The organism is Mycobacterium sp. NGS40 (genome assembly GCF_059812735.1).
In genome coordinates, this window is sequence record NZ_JCALDG010000001.1 from 489002 (window position 1) to 508102 (window position 19101).

A 19101-nucleotide genomic window follows, 5' to 3' on the forward strand; every position below is an offset into this window, starting at 1 on the left:
AACATCAACACTGCTTTTCAAAAGCACCAATCAGTCCAGGAGGACACACAAGTGGCGAAGGCGAAGTTCGAGCGGACGAAGCCGCACGTCAACATCGGGACCATCGGTCACGTTGACCACGGCAAGACAACCCTGACCGCGGCGATCACCAAAGTCCTGCATGACAAGTACCCGAACCTCAACGAGTCGCGCGCCTTCGACCAGATCGACAACGCGCCCGAGGAGCGTCAGCGCGGTATCACGATCAACATCTCCCACGTGGAGTACCAGACCGACAAGCGTCACTACGCCCACGTCGACGCCCCGGGTCACGCCGACTACATCAAGAACATGATCACCGGTGCGGCCCAGATGGACGGCGCGATCCTGGTGGTCGCCGCGACCGACGGTCCGATGCCGCAGACCCGCGAGCACGTGTTGCTCGCGCGTCAGGTCGGGGTGCCCTACATCCTGGTAGCCCTGAACAAGGCCGACATGGTCGACGACGAGGAGCTGCTCGAGCTCGTCGAGCTGGAGGTCCGCGAACTGCTGGCCGCCCAGGAATTCGACGAGGAGGCCCCGGTCATCCGCGTCTCGGCGCTCAAGGCGCTCGAGGGTGACGCCGAGTGGGTCAAGTCCGTCGAGGACCTGATGGACGCCGTCGACGAGTCGATTCCGGACCCGGTCCGCGAGACCGACAAGCCGTTCCTGATGCCCGTCGAGGACGTCTTCACGATCACCGGTCGTGGCACCGTGGTCACCGGTCGTGTCGAGCGCGGCGTGATCAACGTCAACGAGGAAGTCGAGATCGTCGGCATCAAGCCGACCAGCACCAAGACCACGGTCACCGGTGTGGAGATGTTCCGCAAGCTGCTTGACCAGGGCCAGGCCGGCGACAACGTCGGGCTGCTGCTGCGTGGTATCAAGCGTGAGGACGTCGAGCGCGGCCAGGTTGTGGTCAAGCCCGGCACCACCACCCCGCACACCGAGTTCGAGGGCAGCGTCTACATCCTGTCCAAGGACGAGGGCGGTCGGCACACGCCGTTCTTCAACAACTACCGTCCGCAGTTCTACTTCCGCACCACCGACGTGACCGGTGTGGTGACGCTGCCGGAGGGCACCGAAATGGTGATGCCCGGTGACAACACCAACATCTCGGTGAAGCTGATCCAGCCCGTCGCAATGGACGACGGTCTGCGGTTCGCGATCCGTGAGGGTGGCCGCACCGTCGGCGCCGGCCGGGTCGTCAAGATCATCAACTAGTTCCACAGCACGGGGCCCGGACTCGCCGATCTCGGCGGTCCGGGTCTTGTGCTTTCTGGCCCGCCCGAAAGCTCTGCACACCTGGTCAGCGAATTTCCGGTAAGATCTTGCGATGTCCAGTCTGAAATTGACGGTTCGGGAATTTGACCGTCTTGGCCTGGCCGGGAGGTTCGGATGTCGTTCGTAAATGCGACGCCGGAGTATGTGGCGGCCGCGGCATCAGACCTGGAAAAAATCGGTACGGCGATCAACTACGCCAACTCGATGGCCTCTGGCGCGACGTCGGTTGTTCAGGCCGCCGGCGCCGACGCGGTTTCGGCGAGCATCTCGCACCTGTTCGGCGTGCACGCGGCGGCCTATCAGGCGATCAGCGCGCAGGCGGCGCTATTCCACAACCAGTTTGTGCAGCTCATGAGTGGTGGGGCCCAGCAGTATGCGGACACCGAGGTCGTCAACGCCGAGCCGTTGGCGGTCGCCCCGCAGGCGGTGGCGGGTGCGGCCAACCTATCCGGCCAGGCAATGAGCAGTCAGCAGTTCATCGGCGCTGCGGCGCAGGCGGGCGGCGTGGCATCCGGGGCGCCGGTGGCAGCGGCGGTGCAACCGGCTGCAGCGGCGCCGGCCGCCGCGGCGGCGCCCACGGTCGCCCCGGCAACAGCAACGGTGACGCCGATGGCGGCAACCACCACGGCAGCGGCCCCGGCCGGGGCTTCGGCAACGGCGCCCCACTCAGAAACATCGGCGTATGCAGCGGCGGCGCCGGCAGCAGCGGCGGCGGCACCCGCGGCAGCGGCGGTAGCTCCCGCTGCGACGGCAGCCGATGTCGCCGGCCCGGCGACCGCCGCTACCGCCCCGGCGGATGTGGCGGCCGCGGAACTGTCGTCGGCCACGATGCTGCCCGCGGCGATGCCCCTGTCCAACGGGCCGGCCATGGCGCCGCCGCCCGCCTCTCCCAAAGGCGCACCACCGAAGCCATCGCGCTGACTGCCAGGGCCGATGCCCGCACGCAGGCTATGGATACAGCGCACGCGACAGCGCTAATCTGACACGAACCTTCCCGGCGAGGCGAGGAGAAACACGTGTTGGCGCGGTATCTGAAGACACAGTTGGTCGTTTTGCTGTGCGGTGGTCTGGTCGGGCCGATCTTTCTGGTCGTCTACTTCACCCTGGGGCTGGGCAACCTGCTGCAATGGATGTTCTACGTCGGCCTACTCATCACCGTGGCCGACGTGCTCATCGCACTCGCGCTGACCAACTACGGCGCGAAATCGGCGGCCAAGTCCGCGCTGCTCGAACAGCACGGGGTGCTGGCGCTCGCCCAAATCGTCGGGCTCTCCGAGACGGGAACCCGGATCAACGACCAGCCGCTGGTGAAGGTCGACCTGCACATCGAGGGACCCGGCTTCCCGGCGTTCGACAGTCAAGACCGGGTCATCGCCAACGTCACCCGGTTGGGCAACCTCACCGCGCGAAAGCTCGTGGTATTGCTTGACCCTACGACGCAGGAATACCAAATCGACTGGGAGCGAAGCGCTTTGGTCAATGGTCTGGTACCCGCGCAGTTTACGGTGGCCGAGGACAACCGGACCTATGACCTTAGCGGGCAAGCCGGGCCGCTGATGGAGATCCTGCAGATCCTCAAGGACAACAACGTTCCGCTCAACCGGATGGTCGACATCCGGTCGAACCCGGCGCTGCGCGAACAGATCCAGGCGGTGGTGCGCCGCGCGGACGCCCAGGCGCCCGCGGCGCAGGGGGCCCCGGCCGGAGCGGCGCCCGTCGCCACGCCGCCCCAGGCCTCGATCGCCGATCGGCTCCAACAGCTCGAGACACTGCGCGCCAGTGGCGCTTTGACCGACGACGAATACAACGCACGCCGGACCCAGATCATCTCGGAGATCTGAGCCCGTCCGCGTCGGCGAGCCAAGTTAGAACACGTTTCAGTTTCGCTGCTAGCCTGTGATTCGGCGAAAGGGGCGTGCCGTGTCGGGACGTGAAGGATCACTGCAGGGACGGGTGGCATTCGTTACCGGCGCCGCCCGCGCGCAAGGGCGCGCGCACGCGGTGCGGCTGGCCCGCGAGGGCGCCGACATCATCGCCCTCGACATCTGCGCGTCGGTGTCCGACACCGTGACGTACACGCCGGCCACCCCCGAAGATCTCAGTGAGACCGTTCGCCTGGTGGAGGCCGAGGGCCGCAAGATCCTGGCCCGCGCCGGCGACATTCGCGACGATCCCACCGTGCGTCAGCTGGTGGCCGACGGCGTGGAACAGTTCGGCCGGCTCGACATCGTGGTGGCCAACGCCGGTGTGCTGGGCTGGGGCCGGGTCTGGGAACTCACCGACGAGCAGTGGGACACCGTGATCGGGGTCAACCTGACCGGCACCTGGCGCACCCTGCGCGCCGCTATCCCCGCGATGATCGAGGCTGGCAACGGCGGATCGATTGTGGTGGTGAGCTCGTCGGCCGGCCTGAAGGCCACTCCCGGCAACGGCCATTATTCGGCCAGCAAGTTCGGGTTGACCGCGCTGACCAACTCGCTGGCGATCGAGCTCGGCGAATACGGTATCCGGGTCAACTCGATTCACCCCTACTCGATCGACACCCCGATGATCGAACCGGAAGCGATGATGGAGATCTTCGCCAAGCATCCCCGCTTCGTGCACAGCTTCCCGCCAATGCCGATGCAGTACAAGGGATTCATGGCGGCCGAGGAGGTTTCCGACGTCGTTGCCTGGTTGGCCGGCGACGGCGCGGGCACCGTGACGGGCATGCAGATCCCCGTCGATAAGGGCGCCCTAAAGTACTGAGCGTCGCGCGTGCTATGAACTCCACGTGAGCAATAAAGGAATCGTGATCGTCGGAGGCGGGCTGGCCGCGGCCCGCACGGCCGAGCAATTACGGCGGTCGGAATACACCGGGCCCGTCACGATCGTCAGCGACGAGGTCCACCTGCCGTATGACCGGCCGCCGTTGTCCAAGGAAGTGCTGCGCAAAGAGGTCGACGATGTCGCCCTCAAGCCGCGTGAGTTCTACGACGAGAACAACATCACGCTGCGCCTCGGTGCGGCGGCCACCGGCCTGGACATCGACGCGCAGACCCTGACCCTCTCCGACGGCACCACGCTCGGCTACGACGAGCTGGTGATTGCGACCGGGTTGGTCCCGCGGCGCATTCCCGCGTTCCCGGATCTCGAAGGTATTCGCGTGCTGAGGTCGTTCGACGAGAGCATGGCGTTGCGTGAGCACGCCTGCAAGGCGCACAACGCCGTGGTCGTCGGAGCCGGCTTCATCGGCTGCGAGGTCGCGGCCAGCCTGCGCAGCATGGGGGTCGATGTGGTGCTGGTGGAGCCGCAGCCGACGCCGCTGGCGTCGGTGCTCGGCGAGCAGATCGGTGAGCTGGTGTCGCGGTTGCATCGTAATGAGGGCGTCGACGTGCGCACCGGCATCGGGGTTGCCGAGGTGCGCGGCGAAGGCCATGTCGACACCGTGGTGCTCAGCGACGGCAGCGAATTGGCTGCCGACCTGGTCGTCGTCGGTATCGGATCGCGTCCGGCCACCGAGTGGCTGCAGGGCAGCGGCGTTGAGGTCGACAACGGTGTCATCTGCGACGACGCCGGGCGCACCAGTGCGCCCAACGTGTGGGCGCTCGGAGACGTCGCCTCTTGGCGTGATGCGACGGGACATCAAGCGCGCGTGGAGCATTGGAGCAACGTCGCGGACCAGGCTCGAGTCGTGGTGCCCGCGATGCTTGGTCAGGAGGTGCCTTCTATCACGGTCGTGCCGTACTTCTGGAGCGACCAGTACGACGTCAAGATCCAATGCCTGGGCGAGCCGGAAGCAACCGACGTCGTGCACCTGGTCGAGGACGACGGACGAAAGTTCCTGGCCTACTACGAGCGCGACGGGGTGGTGGTGGGCGTGGTCGGCGGCGGTTTGCCGGGCAAAGTCATGAAGGCCCGCGGCAAAATCGCTGCGGCAGCACCGATTTCGGAGCTGCTAGGCTGACGATATGCACCGGGTGGCGATACTCGATGATTATGCCGGTTTGGCACTCGAGCTCGCCGACTGGTCACCGGTGCAGAGCCGATCCGAGATCACCGTCTTCGAGCGGCATCTCGGTCAAGCGGAAGCGGTAGAGGTCCTGCAACCGTTCGACGTGATCTGCACGATGCGCGAACGGATGGCGTTGCCGCGCACGCTGCTTGAGCGACTGCCGAATCTGAAGCTGATAACGATCGTGGGCATGAGCCTGCCGAACCTGGACATGGTGGCGGCCAGTGAATCCGGAGTCCTGGTTGCCCATTCGGATTTCGGCAACCCCCGGTTCCGGGCGGTCCGCGACGCCACCCCCGAACTGGCCTGGGGCTTGCTGATCGCGACGGTGCGCAACTTGGCCGAAGAGCACCGCCGGATGCGCGATGGGGGATGGCAGAGCAGCGTTGGCGTGACGCTGGCCGGTAAGACCCTCGGGTTGCTGGGGCTGGGCAGAACCGGAAAACGGATGGCCGAGTACGCGGGGGTGTTCGGCATGAATGTCGTTGCGTGGAGCCAAAACCTGACCGCGCAGGTCGCGGCCGCGGCCGGTGCGCGCCGGGTCGAGAAGGCGGCATTGTTCGAATCCTCCGATGTGGTGTCCATCCACCTGGTGCTCTCCGAGCGGACACGAGGTTTGGTCGGCGAAGCCGAGCTGGCCCTGATGAGGCCGCACGCCTACTTGATCAACACGTCCAGGGGCCCGATCGTCGACGAGGCCGCACTGATCTCTTCGCTGCGGACCGGTCGTATCGCCGGAGCCGGTCTCGACGTGTTCGACGTCGAACCCCCCGCGCCCGACCATCCGCTGCGCGCTCTGCCCAACGTGACATTGTCCCCTCACCTGGGGTACGTCACCCGCGAGATGCTGAGTGCTTTCTACTCCGACAGCATCGAGGCGGTGGTGGCCTGGCTGGACGGTGCGCCGATCCGGATCGCCAATCCCGAGGCGCTGCAGTAGAAATCAGGCTTAGAGCTGGCCTTTAAAACTGGCCCAGGTAGAACCGCGCGCCCTGATCGTCGGTGCACTCGGCGCTGATGCCGTAGGGCTGGCGGGTCGGCTCATCCAGCACGGCGCCGCCGGCTTCGCGCACCCGCGTGACCGCGGCATCAATGTCGGCCACCGTCCACATCGGCACGGTGGTCGGACGCGCACTGCCACCGGCAACCCCGGCCATCGGATGCGTGTCCACCACTTGCCAGCCGTCGGCGATGCGGCCCGGCTCGAAGGTCCAGCGCAGCACCCGCCCATAGAAGTGGCGGAACGCGGCTGAATCCGGCACTTGGTAGGTGACATAAGACAGTTCACCGGGCCCAGAACCGTTGATCTCCGCGCGCTTTCGGCCGGCGATGGGTTGGTGCACCGCGAAGGCCGCACCTTGTGGGTCGGTGGCCTCCAGCAGGACGCCGTAGTCGGTGTCCCGGATTTCGCCGGGAACACCGCCGGCTTCTGCTATCGCGATGCTGGCGGCCCGCACGTCGTCGACGGCGTAGCAGCAGAACAGGGTGGCGGGCTCGTCGGTGGCGACGATGCCGGTCGGCAGGTCGGTGTTGGTGACCCGGTGTGACGACGGGTCGTATGTCCAGCCCAGGACGTGCCCGTAGAAGGCCGCCGCACGATCGGCATCCGGCGTCCACACCGAGATGTATCCGATGTCGCCGTGCGCAATGACCGAAACCGGCGCGGCTGCGGGCCCGGACAATATCCAGCGGTGCCCGAACGGGTCGATGACAGTGGCGTTGCGGGTTCCGTAATTCTGGTAGATCTCCCGCTCGACGGTCGCGCCGTGGTCGCGCGCCTGCTGCAGTGCGGCGTCGGTGTCGGCGACGTGCAGCATCAGGCTGACCGAAACCGCCCTGGCAGCAGGGGCTTTCAGGCCGATCTCGGGATATTCATCGGCCAGGTACAGCACGCCGTCGCCGATCGCGATCTCGGCGTGCCCGATGCGCCCATCGTCCATCACGACCGGGTCGCCGACGACCACGGCGCCGAATGCGTCGGCGTACCAGTCGATGGCCGCGCGTGCGTTTGCCACGCTGAGGTAGGGCAATGCCGCCGGCCGCGGCAGCTGCGGTGCAACGGGTTCGGTCAGGTCGGCAAGGGCAGTCGTGGTGCCGCTCATGACAACTCCTTCGGGTAGCGACAGTGCGGATTCCAGTTGCCGGCGCAGCTGCGCGGCAAAAGCCGGATCAGGTTGAACCGGAAGGTCATCGGAGCGCAGCACGCTGAGTGGGTCGTGTTGGTTCATGACGTGCCTCCTTCCGGGTAGTGCCTCTTGAAGGCGCGGCGCGCGCGGACCAGCAACGCTTCGGTGGCATGCACCGTGCGCCCGATCAGCTCGGCGCATTCGCCGACGCTGCAGTCGTCCATATAGCGCAGCACCAGCACCGTGCGGTGTGACTCGGCCAGCCGGGCCAGTACGGCTTCGGCGACCATCCGATCCAGCTCGGCGTCCCAGTCGTCGGCGCTGTCGACGGGTTCCGGCAGCTCGGCCACCGGCACGCTGAGCCGGTCCTGCCCGCGCCGATAATGGTCGGCCAGTTTGTGTCGCGCCACGCCGAGCAACCACGCCACCGAGATCGGCGGCGGCTCGGCCCGGCGTGCGGCGTCCATCGCCGCGAGGAAGGTCTCCGACGTCAGGTCCTCCGCCGCGGCACGTTCGCCGCAGCGTCGGACGAAGTACCCGTAAACAACCGGCAACGCCTCGTCGTAGAGCGCCAGAAGCGCGCGTCGAGGGTCGGATTGGTGATCCGTTCCGGCGCTCACACCCTTATCGTCGCCGCGGCGCCCCGAACTCCGACGGGTAGTGGGCAAAATTTTTCCTGATTGTGGTTATCGCCAGTTCACCGGTGGGCCGTGCGGATGGCATTCACCCAGCACCACAACCTCACCGCCGGGCCAGCGACGGACGCGCACCAGGAACTTCAGCGGGCCGCCCGCACCGTCGCGCGCGGGTTCCATCGTCAGGTGTGCGAACTGCGCTGTGGCGTCGGCTCGTTCGCCGAGCGTGTTCATCCCGTCGAGCACCGCACTGCGTTCGTCCTGCGACAGGTACTGCCACGTGATCGAATGCCACAGCACCGTCAATGCGCCGTCGGCCAGTGTCAGGCCGTTCACGGCGGCGCCGGCGCTCTGTCGCAGCAGCAGTGCGGGCACCCTGCGAGCGACCGCGATGGCGCCGCGCAGCCGCTCCAGCCGGGCGGACTGGTCGGGCCAGACATAGCTCAGCGCGGTCACCTCGCCGTCGGTGTCCGTGACATCCACCGGCGCGATGTCATAGCCCCGTCGTTCGACGATCCGCACCGAGCCGGGCGGCGGCACCTGGCCCCGCCAAGCGTCGTCGATGATCACCGGCGAGTCGATCGGTCCCCACTGCCCGCCGCCGTAGCGGTAGTGGTATCGGTCGGCCCGCAGGTTCAGCCCGGCGCTCGATCCGATCTCGAAAAGCCTTATCGGAAACTGATTTTCGTGGTTGACACGCAGCAGGGCACCGATTAGTGCGGCGGATCGACCCACCTCATTGGTCTGCGGCGGCTGCCCCAGCGCCGTGCGCAGCGACTCGGCATGGGCCGCCGCGGCGAGCTTGATCTCGGGCCATGCGCCGGCGGCATCCCAGGTGCCGCCGGTGCTGGGATACCACTGGCGCAACACCTCGGCCCGCCCGTCGAGCACCATCCGGTGCAGGCCGCCCAGCAGCCGCAGCGGCACCGCCTCGCGCGCCGGGTCGTCCTCGTGACCGGACAGGATCGCCGCGAAGATCCCACCGGTTTCGACGTCGGAGGCCACCAGCTCGAACAGCTCGTCGTACATCGGGGATCCGGAGATACCGCAGAACCGCCCCTGCGAGCGCAGAGTGTGCAGCAGGTGCGTGCGATCGGCGGTCATGGGTTCAGCGCGTTCAGTCCGGCACCGGCGACGTCGAAGGCATTGCCGAGCGCGGCCTGCAGCGTGACGGCCTCGTCGCGCAGCCAATGCTCGTAGGCCGAGAGCGCGACCCCGAGCAGCGTCCAGGCCACGGTCTGCGGCGCCAAGTCGGTCGTCTTGGCGCCCGAGCGCCGGGCGACGAACTCCGCGATCACCTCGCGCCAGCCGGCGTACATCGTCATTGAATACGCCTGCAGTTCGGCGGTTTGCAGGATGACCCGCATCCGCTGACGGTGCTGGACGGTCTCGGAATCGTCAAAGGTGTTGAACGCCAACAGTGCTGCCCGCAGTGCCTCGCCCAGCGGGACTCGCGGGCCGACCGCGTCCAGCAGCTCGCGAAGATGCGCGAGGTGGCTGTCGAAGTCGCCCCAGAGGATGGCGTTCTTGGAGGCGTAGTAGCGGAACAGCGTGCGGCGCGAGATCCCGGCGGCCTGCGCGACGTCGTCGACACTCACCTCGGCGAATCCCCGCGCGGTGAACAACGCGATAGCGACGTCGGTGATGTGGTCCGGCGTTGTCGAGCGGCGCCGGCCGACCCGCGCCTGCGGATTCATCAGACCCGCCCTTCCATTTCGGCACCCGATGCCATATTCTGACGACGATTGTGACAAGATCGACCATCGTTGTCGAGAGCGTAGGAGAGGCAATTCATATGGACCGCGAGATCGAAACCGACGCCGAGCTCGTCACCGAGACTCTGGTTGAAGAGGTGTCCATCGACGGAATGTGCGGGGTCTACTGACCGTGCCTGCGCCCGCGCAGGCTCGACCGACCGAAAGCCGGTTCGACCCTGATCGCGGTTGGCGATTGCACCCGCAGGTCGCGGTTCGTCCGGAACCGTTTGGCGCACTGCTCTATCACTTCGGCACCCGCAAGCTTTCGTTCCTGAAGAACCGCACCATCCTTGCGGTGGTGCAGTCGCTGGCCGACCACCCCGACGTCCGGTCCGCCCTGCGGGCCGAGGGGGTCGACGACTCGGAGCAGGGGCCCTACCTGCACGCGTTGGGTGTGTTGGTCGAGTCCCGCATGCTGGTGCCCCAGGAGGACCATCAATGACAACAGCGGCCCCCGTACCCCGGCTCATCGAGCAGTTCGAGCACGGCCTGGACGCCCCCATCTGCCTGACGTGGGAACTCACCTACGCCTGCAACCTGGCCTGCGTGCACTGCCTTTCCTCGTCGGGTAAGCGCGATCCACGCGAGCTGTCCACCCGACAGTGCATGGACATCATCGACGAGCTGGAACGCATGCAGGTGTTCTACGTCAACATCGGTGGCGGGGAACCGACTGTGCGCCAAGACTTTTGGGAGCTTGTCGACTACGCCACCGCGCACCACGTCGGAGTGAAGTTCTCGACCAACGGGGTGCGCATCACACCGGAGGTCGCCGCGCGGCTGGCGGCCAGCGACTACGTCGACGTCCAGATCTCGCTGGACGGCGCCACCGCCGAGGTCAACGACGCGGTCCGCGGACCGGGCTCCTTCGCGATGGCGGTGCGCGCGCTGGAGAACCTGGCCGCGGCCGGCTTCAAAGACGCCAAGATCTCTGTCGTGGTCACCCGTCACAACGTCGACCAGCTCGACGAATTCGCAGCGCTGGCAAGCCGTTACGGCGCGACCCTGCGGATCACCCGGCTGCGGCCTTCGGGGCGCGGCGCGGATGTCTGGGAAGAGCTGCACCCGACCGCGGCCCAGCAGGTCGCGCTCTACGACTGGCTGGTCGCCAAGGGGGAGCGGGTGCTCACCGGCGACTCCTTCTTCCATCTGGCCCCGCTGGGCGCCTCGGGTGCGCTGTCCGGCTTGAACATGTGCGGAGCTGGCCGGGTGGTGTGCCTGATCGATCCGGTGGGCGACGTGTACGCCTGCCCGTTCGCCATCCACGACCGCTTCCTGGCCGGAAACGTCTTGACGGACACTGGTTTTGGGGCTGGGTTCTCCAACGTCTGGAAGAACGCCGCGCTGTTCCGCGAGCTGCGCGAGCCCCAATCGGCGGGCGCCTGCGGAAGTTGCGGGCATTACGACAGCTGCCGTGGTGGTTGCATGGCGGCCAAGTTCTTCACCGGCCTGCCGATGGACGGACCGGATCCCGAATGCGTCCAGGGGCACAGCGAGTCGGCACTGGCGCAGGATCGGGAGACTCCGCGCCCGCGAGCCGACCACTCGCGTGGCCAGCAGGTCCGCCAGCCGGTGCCGCTGACACTGTCGGTGCGGCCGCCGCAGCACCCGCCGGCGCGGCTGTGTAACGAAAGCCCCGTGTAGTCGTGGCCGACGAGTGGTTTGAGACAATCGCCATCGCGCAGCAGCGCGCAAAGCGCCGGTTGCCGAAATCCGTTTATGCGGCCCTTGTTGCGGCCAGCGAAAAAGGAATTACGGTCTCGGACAATGTCGAAGCTTTCGGCGAACTGGGATTCGCGCCGCACGTGATAGGCGCGCAGGAAAAGCGCGAGTTGTCGACAACCGTTATGGGACAAGATATCTCCATGCCGGTGCTGATTTCACCGACCGGCGTTCAGGCGGTCGACCCGGAGGGTGAGGTGGCCGTCGCGCGGGCCGCGGCGGCGCGGGGGACGGCGATGGGTCTGTCCTCGTTCGCCAGCAAGCCGATCGAGGAAGTGATCGCGGCAAACTCCAAACTGTTCTTCCAGGTGTACTGGCTGGGCGGGCGCGACGCGATCGCGGACCGGGTGGAGCGGGCCCGCGCGGCCGGTGCGGTCGGTTTGATCGTCACGACCGACTGGTCCTTCTCGCACGGGCGCGACTGGGGCAGCCCCAAGATTCCCGAAGAAATGAACCTGCGCACTATTCTGCGGCTGTCGCCGGAAGCGGCCTTCAAACCGCGGTGGTTCCTGAAGTGGGCGAAGACGATGCGTCCGCCGGCGTTGTCGGTGCCGAACCAGGCGGCGCGGGGGGAGGCCGGTCCGCCGTTCTTCCAGGCCTACGGCGAATGGATGGGCACGCCCCCGCCGACCTGGGAGGACATCGCCTGGCTGCGTGAGCTGTGGGGCGGACCATTCATGCTCAAGGGCGTCATGCGTGTCGATGACGCGAAAAGAGCTGTGGATGCTGGTGTTTCGGCGATATCGGTGTCCAACCACGGCGGCAACAACCTGGACGGGACGCCCGCGTCCATCCGGGCGCTGCCCCCGGTGGTGGCCGCGGTCGGCGACCAGGTCGAGGTGTTGCTGGACGGCGGCATCCGGCGCGGCAGCGACGTGGTGAAGGCTGTGGCATTGGGAGCGCGGGCGGTGATGATCGGCCGCGCCTATCTGTGGGGCCTGGCCGCGAACGGTCAAGCGGGCGTCGAGAACGTGCTCGACGTCCTGCGCGGGGGTATCGACTCGGCGCTGATGGGGCTGGGGCATGCGTCGGTCCACGACTTGCGCCCGGACGACATTCTGGTGCCGGACGGCTTCACCCGCGCCCTCGGCGTTGCGCCGGCCTGATCTCGGCGGCGCCCGAGTTAATCCGCAGCATGTTGGGCGGCTTTGCCATATTTAGCGCTCAGGGTGCTGCGTCGGACCCTCCCGCGGAACCGCCGAATTCAGGCCAATGTGGGATTGCGAGCGAAAATCGACGTATGCGAAAATTGTGATACGCGCGTGGCAACCGTGACGGACGAGCCGAATTTCGGCGCCCCGATGAACAGCCCAGAAAAAAATTAACTTTGAACGCTCAACAATTGGTGCACGCCAGGTGAATTCGGCCTACCATCACCGAGTGCCCGTACTCGGCGAATTAGGAGCTGCGACGTCGAACGAGCTATTTCCCACCTCGCCGTCGATAATGATCCCGCTGGGGTCGACCGAGCAACACGGTCCGCACCTGCCGTTGGACACCGACACTCGCATCGCGACGGCGGTCGCCCGGGGGGCCCGGGCCAGCCTTGAGCAGCCCTGGTTGGTGGCGCCGGCTATCTCCTACGGCGCCAGCGGTGAGCATCAGAGTTTCGCCGGAACAATTTCCATCGGCACCGACGCCTTGACGATGCTGCTGGTCGAGTACGGCAGGTCGGCCGCCGGCTGGGCCCGGCGCCTGGTCTTCGTCAACGGCCACGGCGGCAACACGCAGGCATTGCACCGTGCCGTGACCACCCTTCGCACCGAAGGCCGCGACGTCGCCTGGTGCCCGTGCGCGGCCGCCGGCGCCGACGCCCACGCCGGCCATACCGAAACATCGGTGTTGCTGCATATCTCGCCGTCCGATGTGCTGACCGATCGGTGGCTCCCCGGGAACCGGGCGCCACTGCCCGAATTGCTCCCGGCGATGCGCACCGGCGGAGTGGCGGCGGTCAGTCCGGTGGGCGTGTTGGGAGACCCCACCACCGCCACCGCGGCCGAGGGCAAGCGCATCTTCTCGGAGATGGTCGACGGTTCTGTGCGCCGCATCGTGCGCTGGACGCCCGCCCTCGACGGGATGCTGACATGAGTCAGCCTCGACTGCCGGACGGGTTCGCCGTTCAGGTCGATCGCCGCGTGCGGGTACTCGGCGACGGCTCGGCCTTGCTGGGCGGCTCGCCGACCCGACTGCTCAAGCTGGCTCCCGCCGCCCAGGACATGCTCTCGGACGGCCGGCTGAAGGTCCGCGACGACGTCAGTGCCCAGCTGGCCCGCACCCTGCTGGACGCCACCGTCGCGCATCCGCGCCCGGCCGGCGGACCGTCGCATCGCGACGTCACCGTGGTAATCCCAGTGCGGGACAATGTTTCTGGTGTGCGACGCCTGGTGAACTCGCTGCGCGGATTGCGCGTGATCGTGGTGGACGACGGCTCGGTGTCGCCCATCGAGCAGGAAGACTTCGCCGGCACACACTGCGACATCGAGGTGTTGCACCACCCTCGCAGCAAGGGGCCGGCGGCGGCCCGCAACACCGGGCTGGCGGCGTGCACCACCGACTTCGTCGCCTTCCTGGACTCGGATGTGACGCCACGCCGCGGCTGGCTGGAGGCTCTCCTCGGCCACTTCTGCGACCCGACGGTGGCCCTGGTGGCACCCCGCATCGTGGGCCTGGCCCACAGCGAGAACGTGGTCGCCCGCTACGAGGCGGTGCACTCCTCCCTGGACCTCGGGCAGCGCGAAGCGCCGGTGCTGCCGCACAGCACGGTGTCCTACGTGCCCAGTGCGGCGATCATCTGCCGCCGCTCCGCGCTCGCTGATGTCGGCGGGTTCGACGAGACAATGCAGTCCGGTGAGGACGTCGACCTGTGCTGGCGACTGATCGAGGCGGGTGCCCGGCTGCGCTACGAGCCGATCGCGCTGGTCGCGCACGATCACCGCACCCAATTGCGGGATTGGCTTGCGCGCAAGGCATTCTACGGCGGTTCGGCGGCCCCGCTGTCGGTACGCCACCCCGACAAGACCGCCCCGGTGGTGATCTCCGGGTGGGCGCTGATGGCCTGGATCCTGATGGCGCTCGGGACCAGCCTGTCGCAACTGGCGTCGATCGTGATCGCCGTGCTGACCGGCCGGCGCATCGCCAAAGCCATGCGCAGCGCCGATACCGCTTTCTCCGATGTCGTGGTGATCGCGACCCGCGGCCTGTGGTCGGCGGCGCTGCAGCTGGCCTCGGCCATCTGCCGGCACTACTGGCCCGTGGCGTTGCTCGCCGCGATCGTGTCCCGGCACTGTAGACGCGTCGTCGTGGTGGCCGCGGTGATGGACGGCGTGGTCGATTGGCTGCGTCGCCGCGACACCACCGGTGACGAGGCCGAGCCGATCGGCCTGCTGACCTATCTGTTGCTCAAGCGCGTCGACGACCTGGCCTACGGCCTGGGGCTGTGGTGGGGCGTGGTCCGCGAGCGCAACCTGCGCGCGCTCAAACCGCAAATCCGGAGCTAGCCGGCGCCTTGACAACGCACAGCGATGTGCTGATCGTCGGCGCCGGAAGTGCTGGATCTGTTGTTGCCGAAGGCCTTTCCGCCGACCCCGCACGGACCGTGACCGTCCTGGAAGCGGGTCCCGCGCTCGCTGACCCGGCGCTGCTGGCGCAAACCGCCAACGGGTTGCAGTTGCCGATCGGGGCGGGCAGCCCGCTGGTGGCGCGCTATGCGAGCCGGATCACCGATCAGCCCGTTCGCGAACTGCCGATCGTGCGGGGGGCGACGCTCGGCGGTTCGGGGGCGGTCAACGGCGGATACTTCTGCCGCGGATTGCCGCGTGACTTCGATCGGGCCGCGATACCGGGCTGGGCATGGTCCGACGTGATCGGCCATTTCCGGGCCATCGAGACCGACCTGGACTTCACCGGTCCCGCCCATGGCGACAGCGGGCCGATTCTGGTTCGCCGCACACACGAAATGACCGGTACCACTGAGCGTTTCATTGCCGCAGCGCAAAGCGCCGGGTTTTCCTGGACAGCCGATCTCAACGATTGCGGTCCCGAGCCGGCACCGGGCGTCGGCGCGGTGCCGCTTAACATCGTCGACGGCATCCGCATCGGGCCGGGTGCGGGCTATCTGCTGCCGGCGCTGGGGCGATCCAACCTGACCCTGCTGTCGCAGACTCGGGCGGTGCGGCTGCGGTTCAACGGCACCATTGCCTTCGGGGTCGACGTCGTCGGCCCGCAAGGCCCGATGTCGCTGACCGCTGACCGAATCATCTTGTGTGGCGGTGCCATTCAATCAGCGCAGCTGCTGATGCTGTCCGGCATTGGCGAGGAGGCGATGCTGCAAGCACTCGGCGTGCCGGTGGTGGCACCGCTTCCGGTGGGGATGAACTGCCGCGATCACCCCGAATGGGTGCTGCCCACCGACTGGGCGGTGGCCACTGGGCGGCCCGTGCTGGAGGTGGTGCTCAACACCGCCGACGATATCGAGATCCGGCCGTACACGGGTGGGTTCGTCGCGATGACCGGTGACGGCACGGCGGGCCATCCCGACTGGCCGCATCTCGGGGTCGCGCTGATGCAGCCGCGGGCGCGCGGGCGCATCTCGCTGGTGTCCGCGGATCCGGCCGTGTCCCCGCGCATCGAGCACCGCTACGACAGCGAACCCGAAGACATCGCCGCGTTGCGCCGCGGCAGCGAGCTGGCGCGCGAACTTACCGGTGCGGCAACATATGTCGGGCCGCCGGTATGGGCGACATCGCAGCACCTGTGCTCCAGCGCACCGATGGGTCCCGACGGTGACCCGCACGCGGTCGTCGATTCTCGGTGCCGGGTGCGTGGGATGGACAACCTGTGGGTGATCGACGGCTCCGTCCTGCCGGGCATCACCAGCCGCGGCCCGCACGCGACCATCGTGATGATCGGTCACCGGGCAGTGGAATTCGTCCGCTGAAGCGGCGGCTCTGCCGGGCCTTCCGGTTGCCCGGGCCACGGTGGCTGGGCGGGCCGCGCTCGGTTGGCCGAGATGTCGAGGGGGCGCGACCCGCCCGATGAGACTGCGTTCATGCGTTCCACGTAAATGGCCACGACCAGTGGCGGTGCGCGCGGATGATGGTGCGTCATGCGCGAGATATGCGTCGCAATATTCGTGGACGGCATGACAGCCGTATCACCGTGGTGTGCAATGGCTCTGCTAGCAGACCACCTCCTTCAGCTCGAATGGGCTTGTCGCAGTGGCAATCACGAGTGCAGCGGAGGCGATCGCTGGCGCGGCCACACCATGCTCACCTGCCAGCGTGCGTCCGGCCTGGCTTGCTCGACCGACCCTGCGTACGGCGTGGGTCCCACGGTCACTACGGTGCTCGCTCGACGCGGACCCGGCCGTCGCGCGGGCAGCCCACCGGTGACATGAGCACCCTTCTCGCTCGAGCAGCGCACGCGTATCCACTCGGCCTCCACGATGGCCGCTGCCTCCACCAACGCCGGGCAGCACGGCTCAATCGCCACGCTCACGTGATCACCCCGCTGTACGGCCGATCCGGCGCTGGCATTGATGCACAGCGAATTATCCAGCGAGACAAACAGACTGGGTGCCCCGACGAGCCCGTCGATAGCTCTGCACGTGTCAGTCTCGACAATGCGGACCGTGCAACGCCACTCGGCGCCGGCGACGACCGGCGTACTCGTTGTCTGCGTGAGTAAGTACTCATCAACATCACATCCACCTCATCCTGCGAGATGACCTGTCCCTGTCGATATGTATCTCTGATACCAGAACGATCTGGCCGTTTCAAGTACCTTTCGAGCGTGAATTTCGGCCACCGGCACCGACCGCACGGATCGCGCCCTGGCCGCTGGTACTTTCCGTCGTGCGTTCTGCGGTACGACTTTTCGGCCCGCGCCCTTGGTGCGGTGCGCCCACGAATGGGTTCGGCGGACGGGCGAGCTACCGATCGGCGCCGTCGTGCTGGACGAGCGGTTCGCGAGCGTCCGATCCACCGTCGCCGCGGCCAGACACCCGGCGCACCAGGCTCAGCTGCTTGCCGTCTCGCCCCGGCGCCCACAGGCCGATCAGGATCGAGATCGCGGCCACGATCACCGCCATCACGATCGTCGACGCATGCATGGCGGTCAGAAAGGCGGTCTTGCTCAGCTCGGCGAGCTTGGCCCCCTGCGGCCCGAGCCGGCCGGCCACCTCGACGGCCTTGGCGAGCGAGTCGGTGGCCGGGCCCCGCACCGCCGGCGGGAAGCTCGCCAGCTGCGGCGCGAGCTCGTGCGAATAGCGTCCGGCCAGGATCGAACCCGCCACGGCGATGCCCAGTGCCCCACCCATCTCGCGCGAGGTGTCGTTCACCGCGGAGGCCACGCCCTGCTTTTCGTCGGGCACCGCGCCCATGATCGCCGAAGTCGTTGGTGCCGTGCATATCCCGATGCCGGTGGCCAGGATCAACGTCGGCCATGCGAACTGAGAGTAGCTCGAGTGCAGGTCGAGGGTGTACATGCACCCGAAACCAACCGCCATCAGCAGGGTGCCGATGAACAGCACCAGCCGCAGTCCGAGCTTCGGCACATACCAAAACGACAGCGCCGAGAAAATCGCCAGCGGAATCATGAACGGGCCGAAAGCAACTGCCGTCGTCAGCGGTGAATAACCCATGATCTGCTGGACGTATTGCATACCGATATAGAAGAACCCGAACGTCGCGCCGAACAGCACGACGATCGCGGCGACCCCGGTGGCGAAATTAGGGTCGGCGAACAGTCGCACGTCGAGAAGTGGTTGGCGCCGCCGGAATTCGACGACACCGAACAGCGCCGCGATGATAGCCCCGGCGGCTATCCCGCCCCAGACCAGAGGATCGTCCCAGCCGCGAGTGGGGGCTTCCAGGATGGCGGCCACCGCGATCGCGACTGCGGCCCCGATCAGAACCGCCCCCAGCGCGTCGACGCGGGGAGCGTTGTTGTCGCGCGATGGCGACACGGTGCACGCCAGGGCGAAGATCACCAGCCCCGCGATGCCCAATGACCAGAAGATCGCGTGCCAATCCCAAAAGTGCAGCAGCAGGCCGGATCCGATCAGGCCGAAGACCCCGCCGGATCCCGCGGTGCCGGCCCAGATGCCGACGGCCTTCATCCGATCGTCCTTCGGGTAGGCCACCGTCAGCAGTGACAGCGTCGCGGGCATGACGAACGCAGCGCCGACACCGGCCACCGCGCGCCCCGCGATGATCTGCATGGGAGCGTGCAGGATCGCCGGCGTGACCGAGCCGAGCGCGAACACCACCAGGCCGGTCAGCAGCGCGCCGCGCCTGCCGTAGCGGTCACCGATCGCTCCGGCCGGCAGCAGCAGGCAAGCCAGCGCCACGGTGTACCCGTCGACAATCCAGTTCAGCTGCGACTGCGTCGCCGAGGTTGCCACCGCGAGGTCGCCCAGCGCGGTGTTCAGGGCGGTCATGGATGCGACCACCAGCGCGACCCCCATGCAGGCGACCGCCAGGGTCCAGACTCGCGCGCGCGGGCTACCGCCAATGCTCATTGGATCAGTACGCTGGTCAGGCCGGGTCAAGACATCGACCATGAGA

General features: G+C 67.3%; 19 protein-coding genes. 13 read left to right on the plus strand and 6 right to left on the minus strand.

Features of this window, described 5'->3' with window-relative positions; translation table 11 throughout:
• The first annotated feature begins 51 nt into the window (after nucleotides 1-51).
• From tuf to AC5Y5O_RS02450, 6 genes are all read left to right on the plus strand, one after another.
• Entirely contained in the window at nucleotides 52-1242 is a 1191-nt protein-coding gene (gene tuf / locus AC5Y5O_RS02425) for an elongation factor Tu (protein WP_036466681.1), read from the plus strand.
• Nucleotides 1243-1416: 174 nt separating this feature from the next.
• Nucleotides 1417-2223: a PE family protein gene (locus AC5Y5O_RS02430; protein WP_500023547.1), complete on the plus strand. Its 807-nt coding sequence runs from the start codon at nucleotides 1417-1419 to the stop codon at nucleotides 2221-2223.
• Nucleotides 2224-2318: 95 nt separating this feature from the next.
• Entirely contained in the window at nucleotides 2319-3143 is an 825-nt protein-coding gene (locus tag AC5Y5O_RS02435) for an SHOCT domain-containing protein (protein WP_500023549.1), read from the plus strand.
• Nucleotides 3144-3222: 79 nt separating this feature from the next.
• On the plus strand, nucleotides 3223-4050 hold the full coding sequence (locus AC5Y5O_RS02440; RefSeq protein WP_500023551.1) for a mycofactocin-coupled SDR family oxidoreductase: 828 nt from the start codon (nucleotides 3223-3225) through the stop codon (nucleotides 4048-4050).
• A 25-nt stretch (nucleotides 4051-4075) separates the two neighbouring features.
• Nucleotides 4076-5248, plus strand: coding sequence for an NAD(P)/FAD-dependent oxidoreductase (locus AC5Y5O_RS02445; RefSeq protein ID WP_500023553.1), 1173 nt, complete (start codon nucleotides 4076-4078; stop codon nucleotides 5246-5248).
• Nucleotides 5249-5252: 4 nt separating this feature from the next.
• On the plus strand, nucleotides 5253-6236 hold the full coding sequence (locus AC5Y5O_RS02450; RefSeq protein WP_500023555.1) for a D-2-hydroxyacid dehydrogenase family protein: 984 nt from the start codon (nucleotides 5253-5255) through the stop codon (nucleotides 6234-6236).
• Between the two features lie 22 nt (nucleotides 6237-6258).
• On the opposite strand, the gene AC5Y5O_RS02455 is transcribed toward AC5Y5O_RS02450, so the two are convergent.
• The 4 genes from AC5Y5O_RS02455 to mftR all read right to left on the minus strand — a co-directional run bounded on the left by AC5Y5O_RS02455 (nucleotide 6259) and on the right by mftR (nucleotide 9754).
• Nucleotides 6259-7524: a VOC family protein gene (locus AC5Y5O_RS02455; RefSeq protein WP_500023557.1), complete on the minus strand. Its 1266-nt coding sequence runs from the start codon at nucleotides 7522-7524 to the stop codon at nucleotides 6259-6261.
• The gene (locus tag AC5Y5O_RS02460) at nucleotides 7521-8042 is read right to left on the minus strand and encodes an RNA polymerase sigma factor (RefSeq protein ID WP_096284745.1); all 522 of its coding nucleotides are present in this window, start codon (nucleotides 8040-8042) and stop codon (nucleotides 7521-7523) included. Before AC5Y5O_RS02460 ends, AC5Y5O_RS02455 begins: the two co-directional genes overlap by 4 nt.
• A 66-nt stretch (nucleotides 8043-8108) precedes the next feature.
• Entirely contained in the window at nucleotides 8109-9161 is a 1053-nt protein-coding gene (locus AC5Y5O_RS02465; RefSeq protein ID WP_096284747.1) for a DUF2332 domain-containing protein, read from the minus strand.
• Nucleotides 9158-9754 (minus strand): mycofactocin system transcriptional regulator MftR, encoded by a 597-nt coding sequence (gene mftR, locus AC5Y5O_RS02470; RefSeq protein WP_500023560.1) that lies wholly within the window; start codon nucleotides 9752-9754, stop codon nucleotides 9158-9160. Before mftR ends, AC5Y5O_RS02465 begins: the two co-directional genes overlap by 4 nt.
• Nucleotides 9755-9852: 98 nt before the next feature.
• Between mftR and mftA the strand changes: the two genes are divergently transcribed.
• The 7 genes from mftA to mftG all read left to right on the plus strand — a co-directional run bounded on the left by mftA (nucleotide 9853) and on the right by mftG (nucleotide 16472).
• On the plus strand, nucleotides 9853-9942 hold the full coding sequence (gene mftA / locus AC5Y5O_RS02475; protein WP_036466690.1) for a mycofactocin precursor MftA: 90 nt from the start codon (nucleotides 9853-9855) through the stop codon (nucleotides 9940-9942).
• Entirely contained in the window at nucleotides 9927-10256 is a 330-nt protein-coding gene (gene mftB, locus AC5Y5O_RS02480) for a mycofactocin biosynthesis chaperone MftB (protein WP_500023562.1), read from the plus strand. The genes mftA and mftB overlap by 16 nt, the downstream gene beginning before the upstream one ends.
• Nucleotides 10253-11458, plus strand: coding sequence for a mycofactocin radical SAM maturase (gene mftC / locus AC5Y5O_RS02485; RefSeq protein WP_096284753.1), 1206 nt, complete (start codon nucleotides 10253-10255; stop codon nucleotides 11456-11458). The genes mftB and mftC overlap by 4 nt, the downstream gene beginning before the upstream one ends.
• A 2-nt stretch (nucleotides 11459-11460) precedes the next feature.
• On the plus strand, nucleotides 11461-12642 hold the full coding sequence (mftD, locus tag AC5Y5O_RS02490; protein WP_096284755.1) for a pre-mycofactocin synthase MftD: 1182 nt from the start codon (nucleotides 11461-11463) through the stop codon (nucleotides 12640-12642).
• 250 nt (nucleotides 12643-12892) lie between these two features.
• On the plus strand, nucleotides 12893-13624 hold the full coding sequence (mftE, locus tag AC5Y5O_RS02495) for a mycofactocin biosynthesis peptidyl-dipeptidase MftE (protein ID WP_500023565.1): 732 nt from the start codon (nucleotides 12893-12895) through the stop codon (nucleotides 13622-13624).
• Nucleotides 13621-15033: a mycofactocin biosynthesis glycosyltransferase MftF gene (gene mftF, locus AC5Y5O_RS02500; protein ID WP_500023567.1), complete on the plus strand. Its 1413-nt coding sequence runs from the start codon at nucleotides 13621-13623 to the stop codon at nucleotides 15031-15033. Before mftE ends, mftF begins: the two co-directional genes overlap by 4 nt.
• Before the next feature lie 8 nt (nucleotides 15034-15041).
• A complete protein-coding gene (gene mftG / locus AC5Y5O_RS02505) occupies nucleotides 15042-16472 on the plus strand; it encodes a mycofactocin dehydrogenase MftG (protein WP_500023569.1) in 1431 nt (476 codons plus the stop codon).
• Between the two features lie 287 nt (nucleotides 16473-16759).
• Here mftG and AC5Y5O_RS02510 read toward each other — a convergent pair whose 3' ends face one another.
• Both AC5Y5O_RS02510 and AC5Y5O_RS02515 read right to left on the minus strand, forming a co-directional pair.
• Nucleotides 16760-17032: a hypothetical protein gene (locus tag AC5Y5O_RS02510; protein WP_133160819.1), complete on the minus strand. Its 273-nt coding sequence runs from the start codon at nucleotides 17030-17032 to the stop codon at nucleotides 16760-16762.
• A 433-nt stretch (nucleotides 17033-17465) separates the two neighbouring features.
• Nucleotides 17466-19097 (minus strand): MFS transporter, encoded by a 1632-nt coding sequence (locus AC5Y5O_RS02515; RefSeq protein ID WP_500023571.1) that lies wholly within the window; start codon nucleotides 19095-19097, stop codon nucleotides 17466-17468.
• Nucleotides 19098-19101 lie beyond the last annotated feature (4 nt).

Excerpts from the sequence above, each read along its gene's own strand:
- mftA (WP_036466690.1), top strand. The coding sequence starts at position 9,853 with ATGGACCGCGAGATCGAAACCGACGCCGAGCTCGTCACCGAGACTCTG.
- AC5Y5O_RS02430 (WP_500023547.1), top strand. The coding sequence starts at position 1,417 with ATGTCGTTCGTAAATGCGACGCCGGAGTATGTGGCGGCCGCGGCATCA.
- mftF (WP_500023567.1), top strand. The coding sequence starts at position 13,621 with ATGAGTCAGCCTCGACTGCCGGACGGGTTCGCCGTTCAGGTCGATCGC.
- AC5Y5O_RS02450 (WP_500023555.1), top strand. The coding sequence starts at position 5,253 with ATGCACCGGGTGGCGATACTCGATGATTATGCCGGTTTGGCACTCGAG.
- mftC (WP_096284753.1), top strand. The coding sequence starts at position 10,253 with ATGACAACAGCGGCCCCCGTACCCCGGCTCATCGAGCAGTTCGAGCAC.
- AC5Y5O_RS02455 (WP_500023557.1), bottom strand. The coding sequence starts at position 7,524 with ATGAACCAACACGACCCACTCAGCGTGCTGCGCTCCGATGACCTTCCG.
- AC5Y5O_RS02515 (WP_500023571.1), bottom strand. The coding sequence starts at position 19,097 with ATGGTCGATGTCTTGACCCGGCCTGACCAGCGTACTGATCCAATGAGC.
- AC5Y5O_RS02465 (WP_096284747.1), bottom strand. The coding sequence starts at position 9,161 with ATGACCGCCGATCGCACGCACCTGCTGCACACTCTGCGCTCGCAGGGG.
- mftR (WP_500023560.1), bottom strand. The coding sequence starts at position 9,754 with ATGAATCCGCAGGCGCGGGTCGGCCGGCGCCGCTCGACAACGCCGGAC.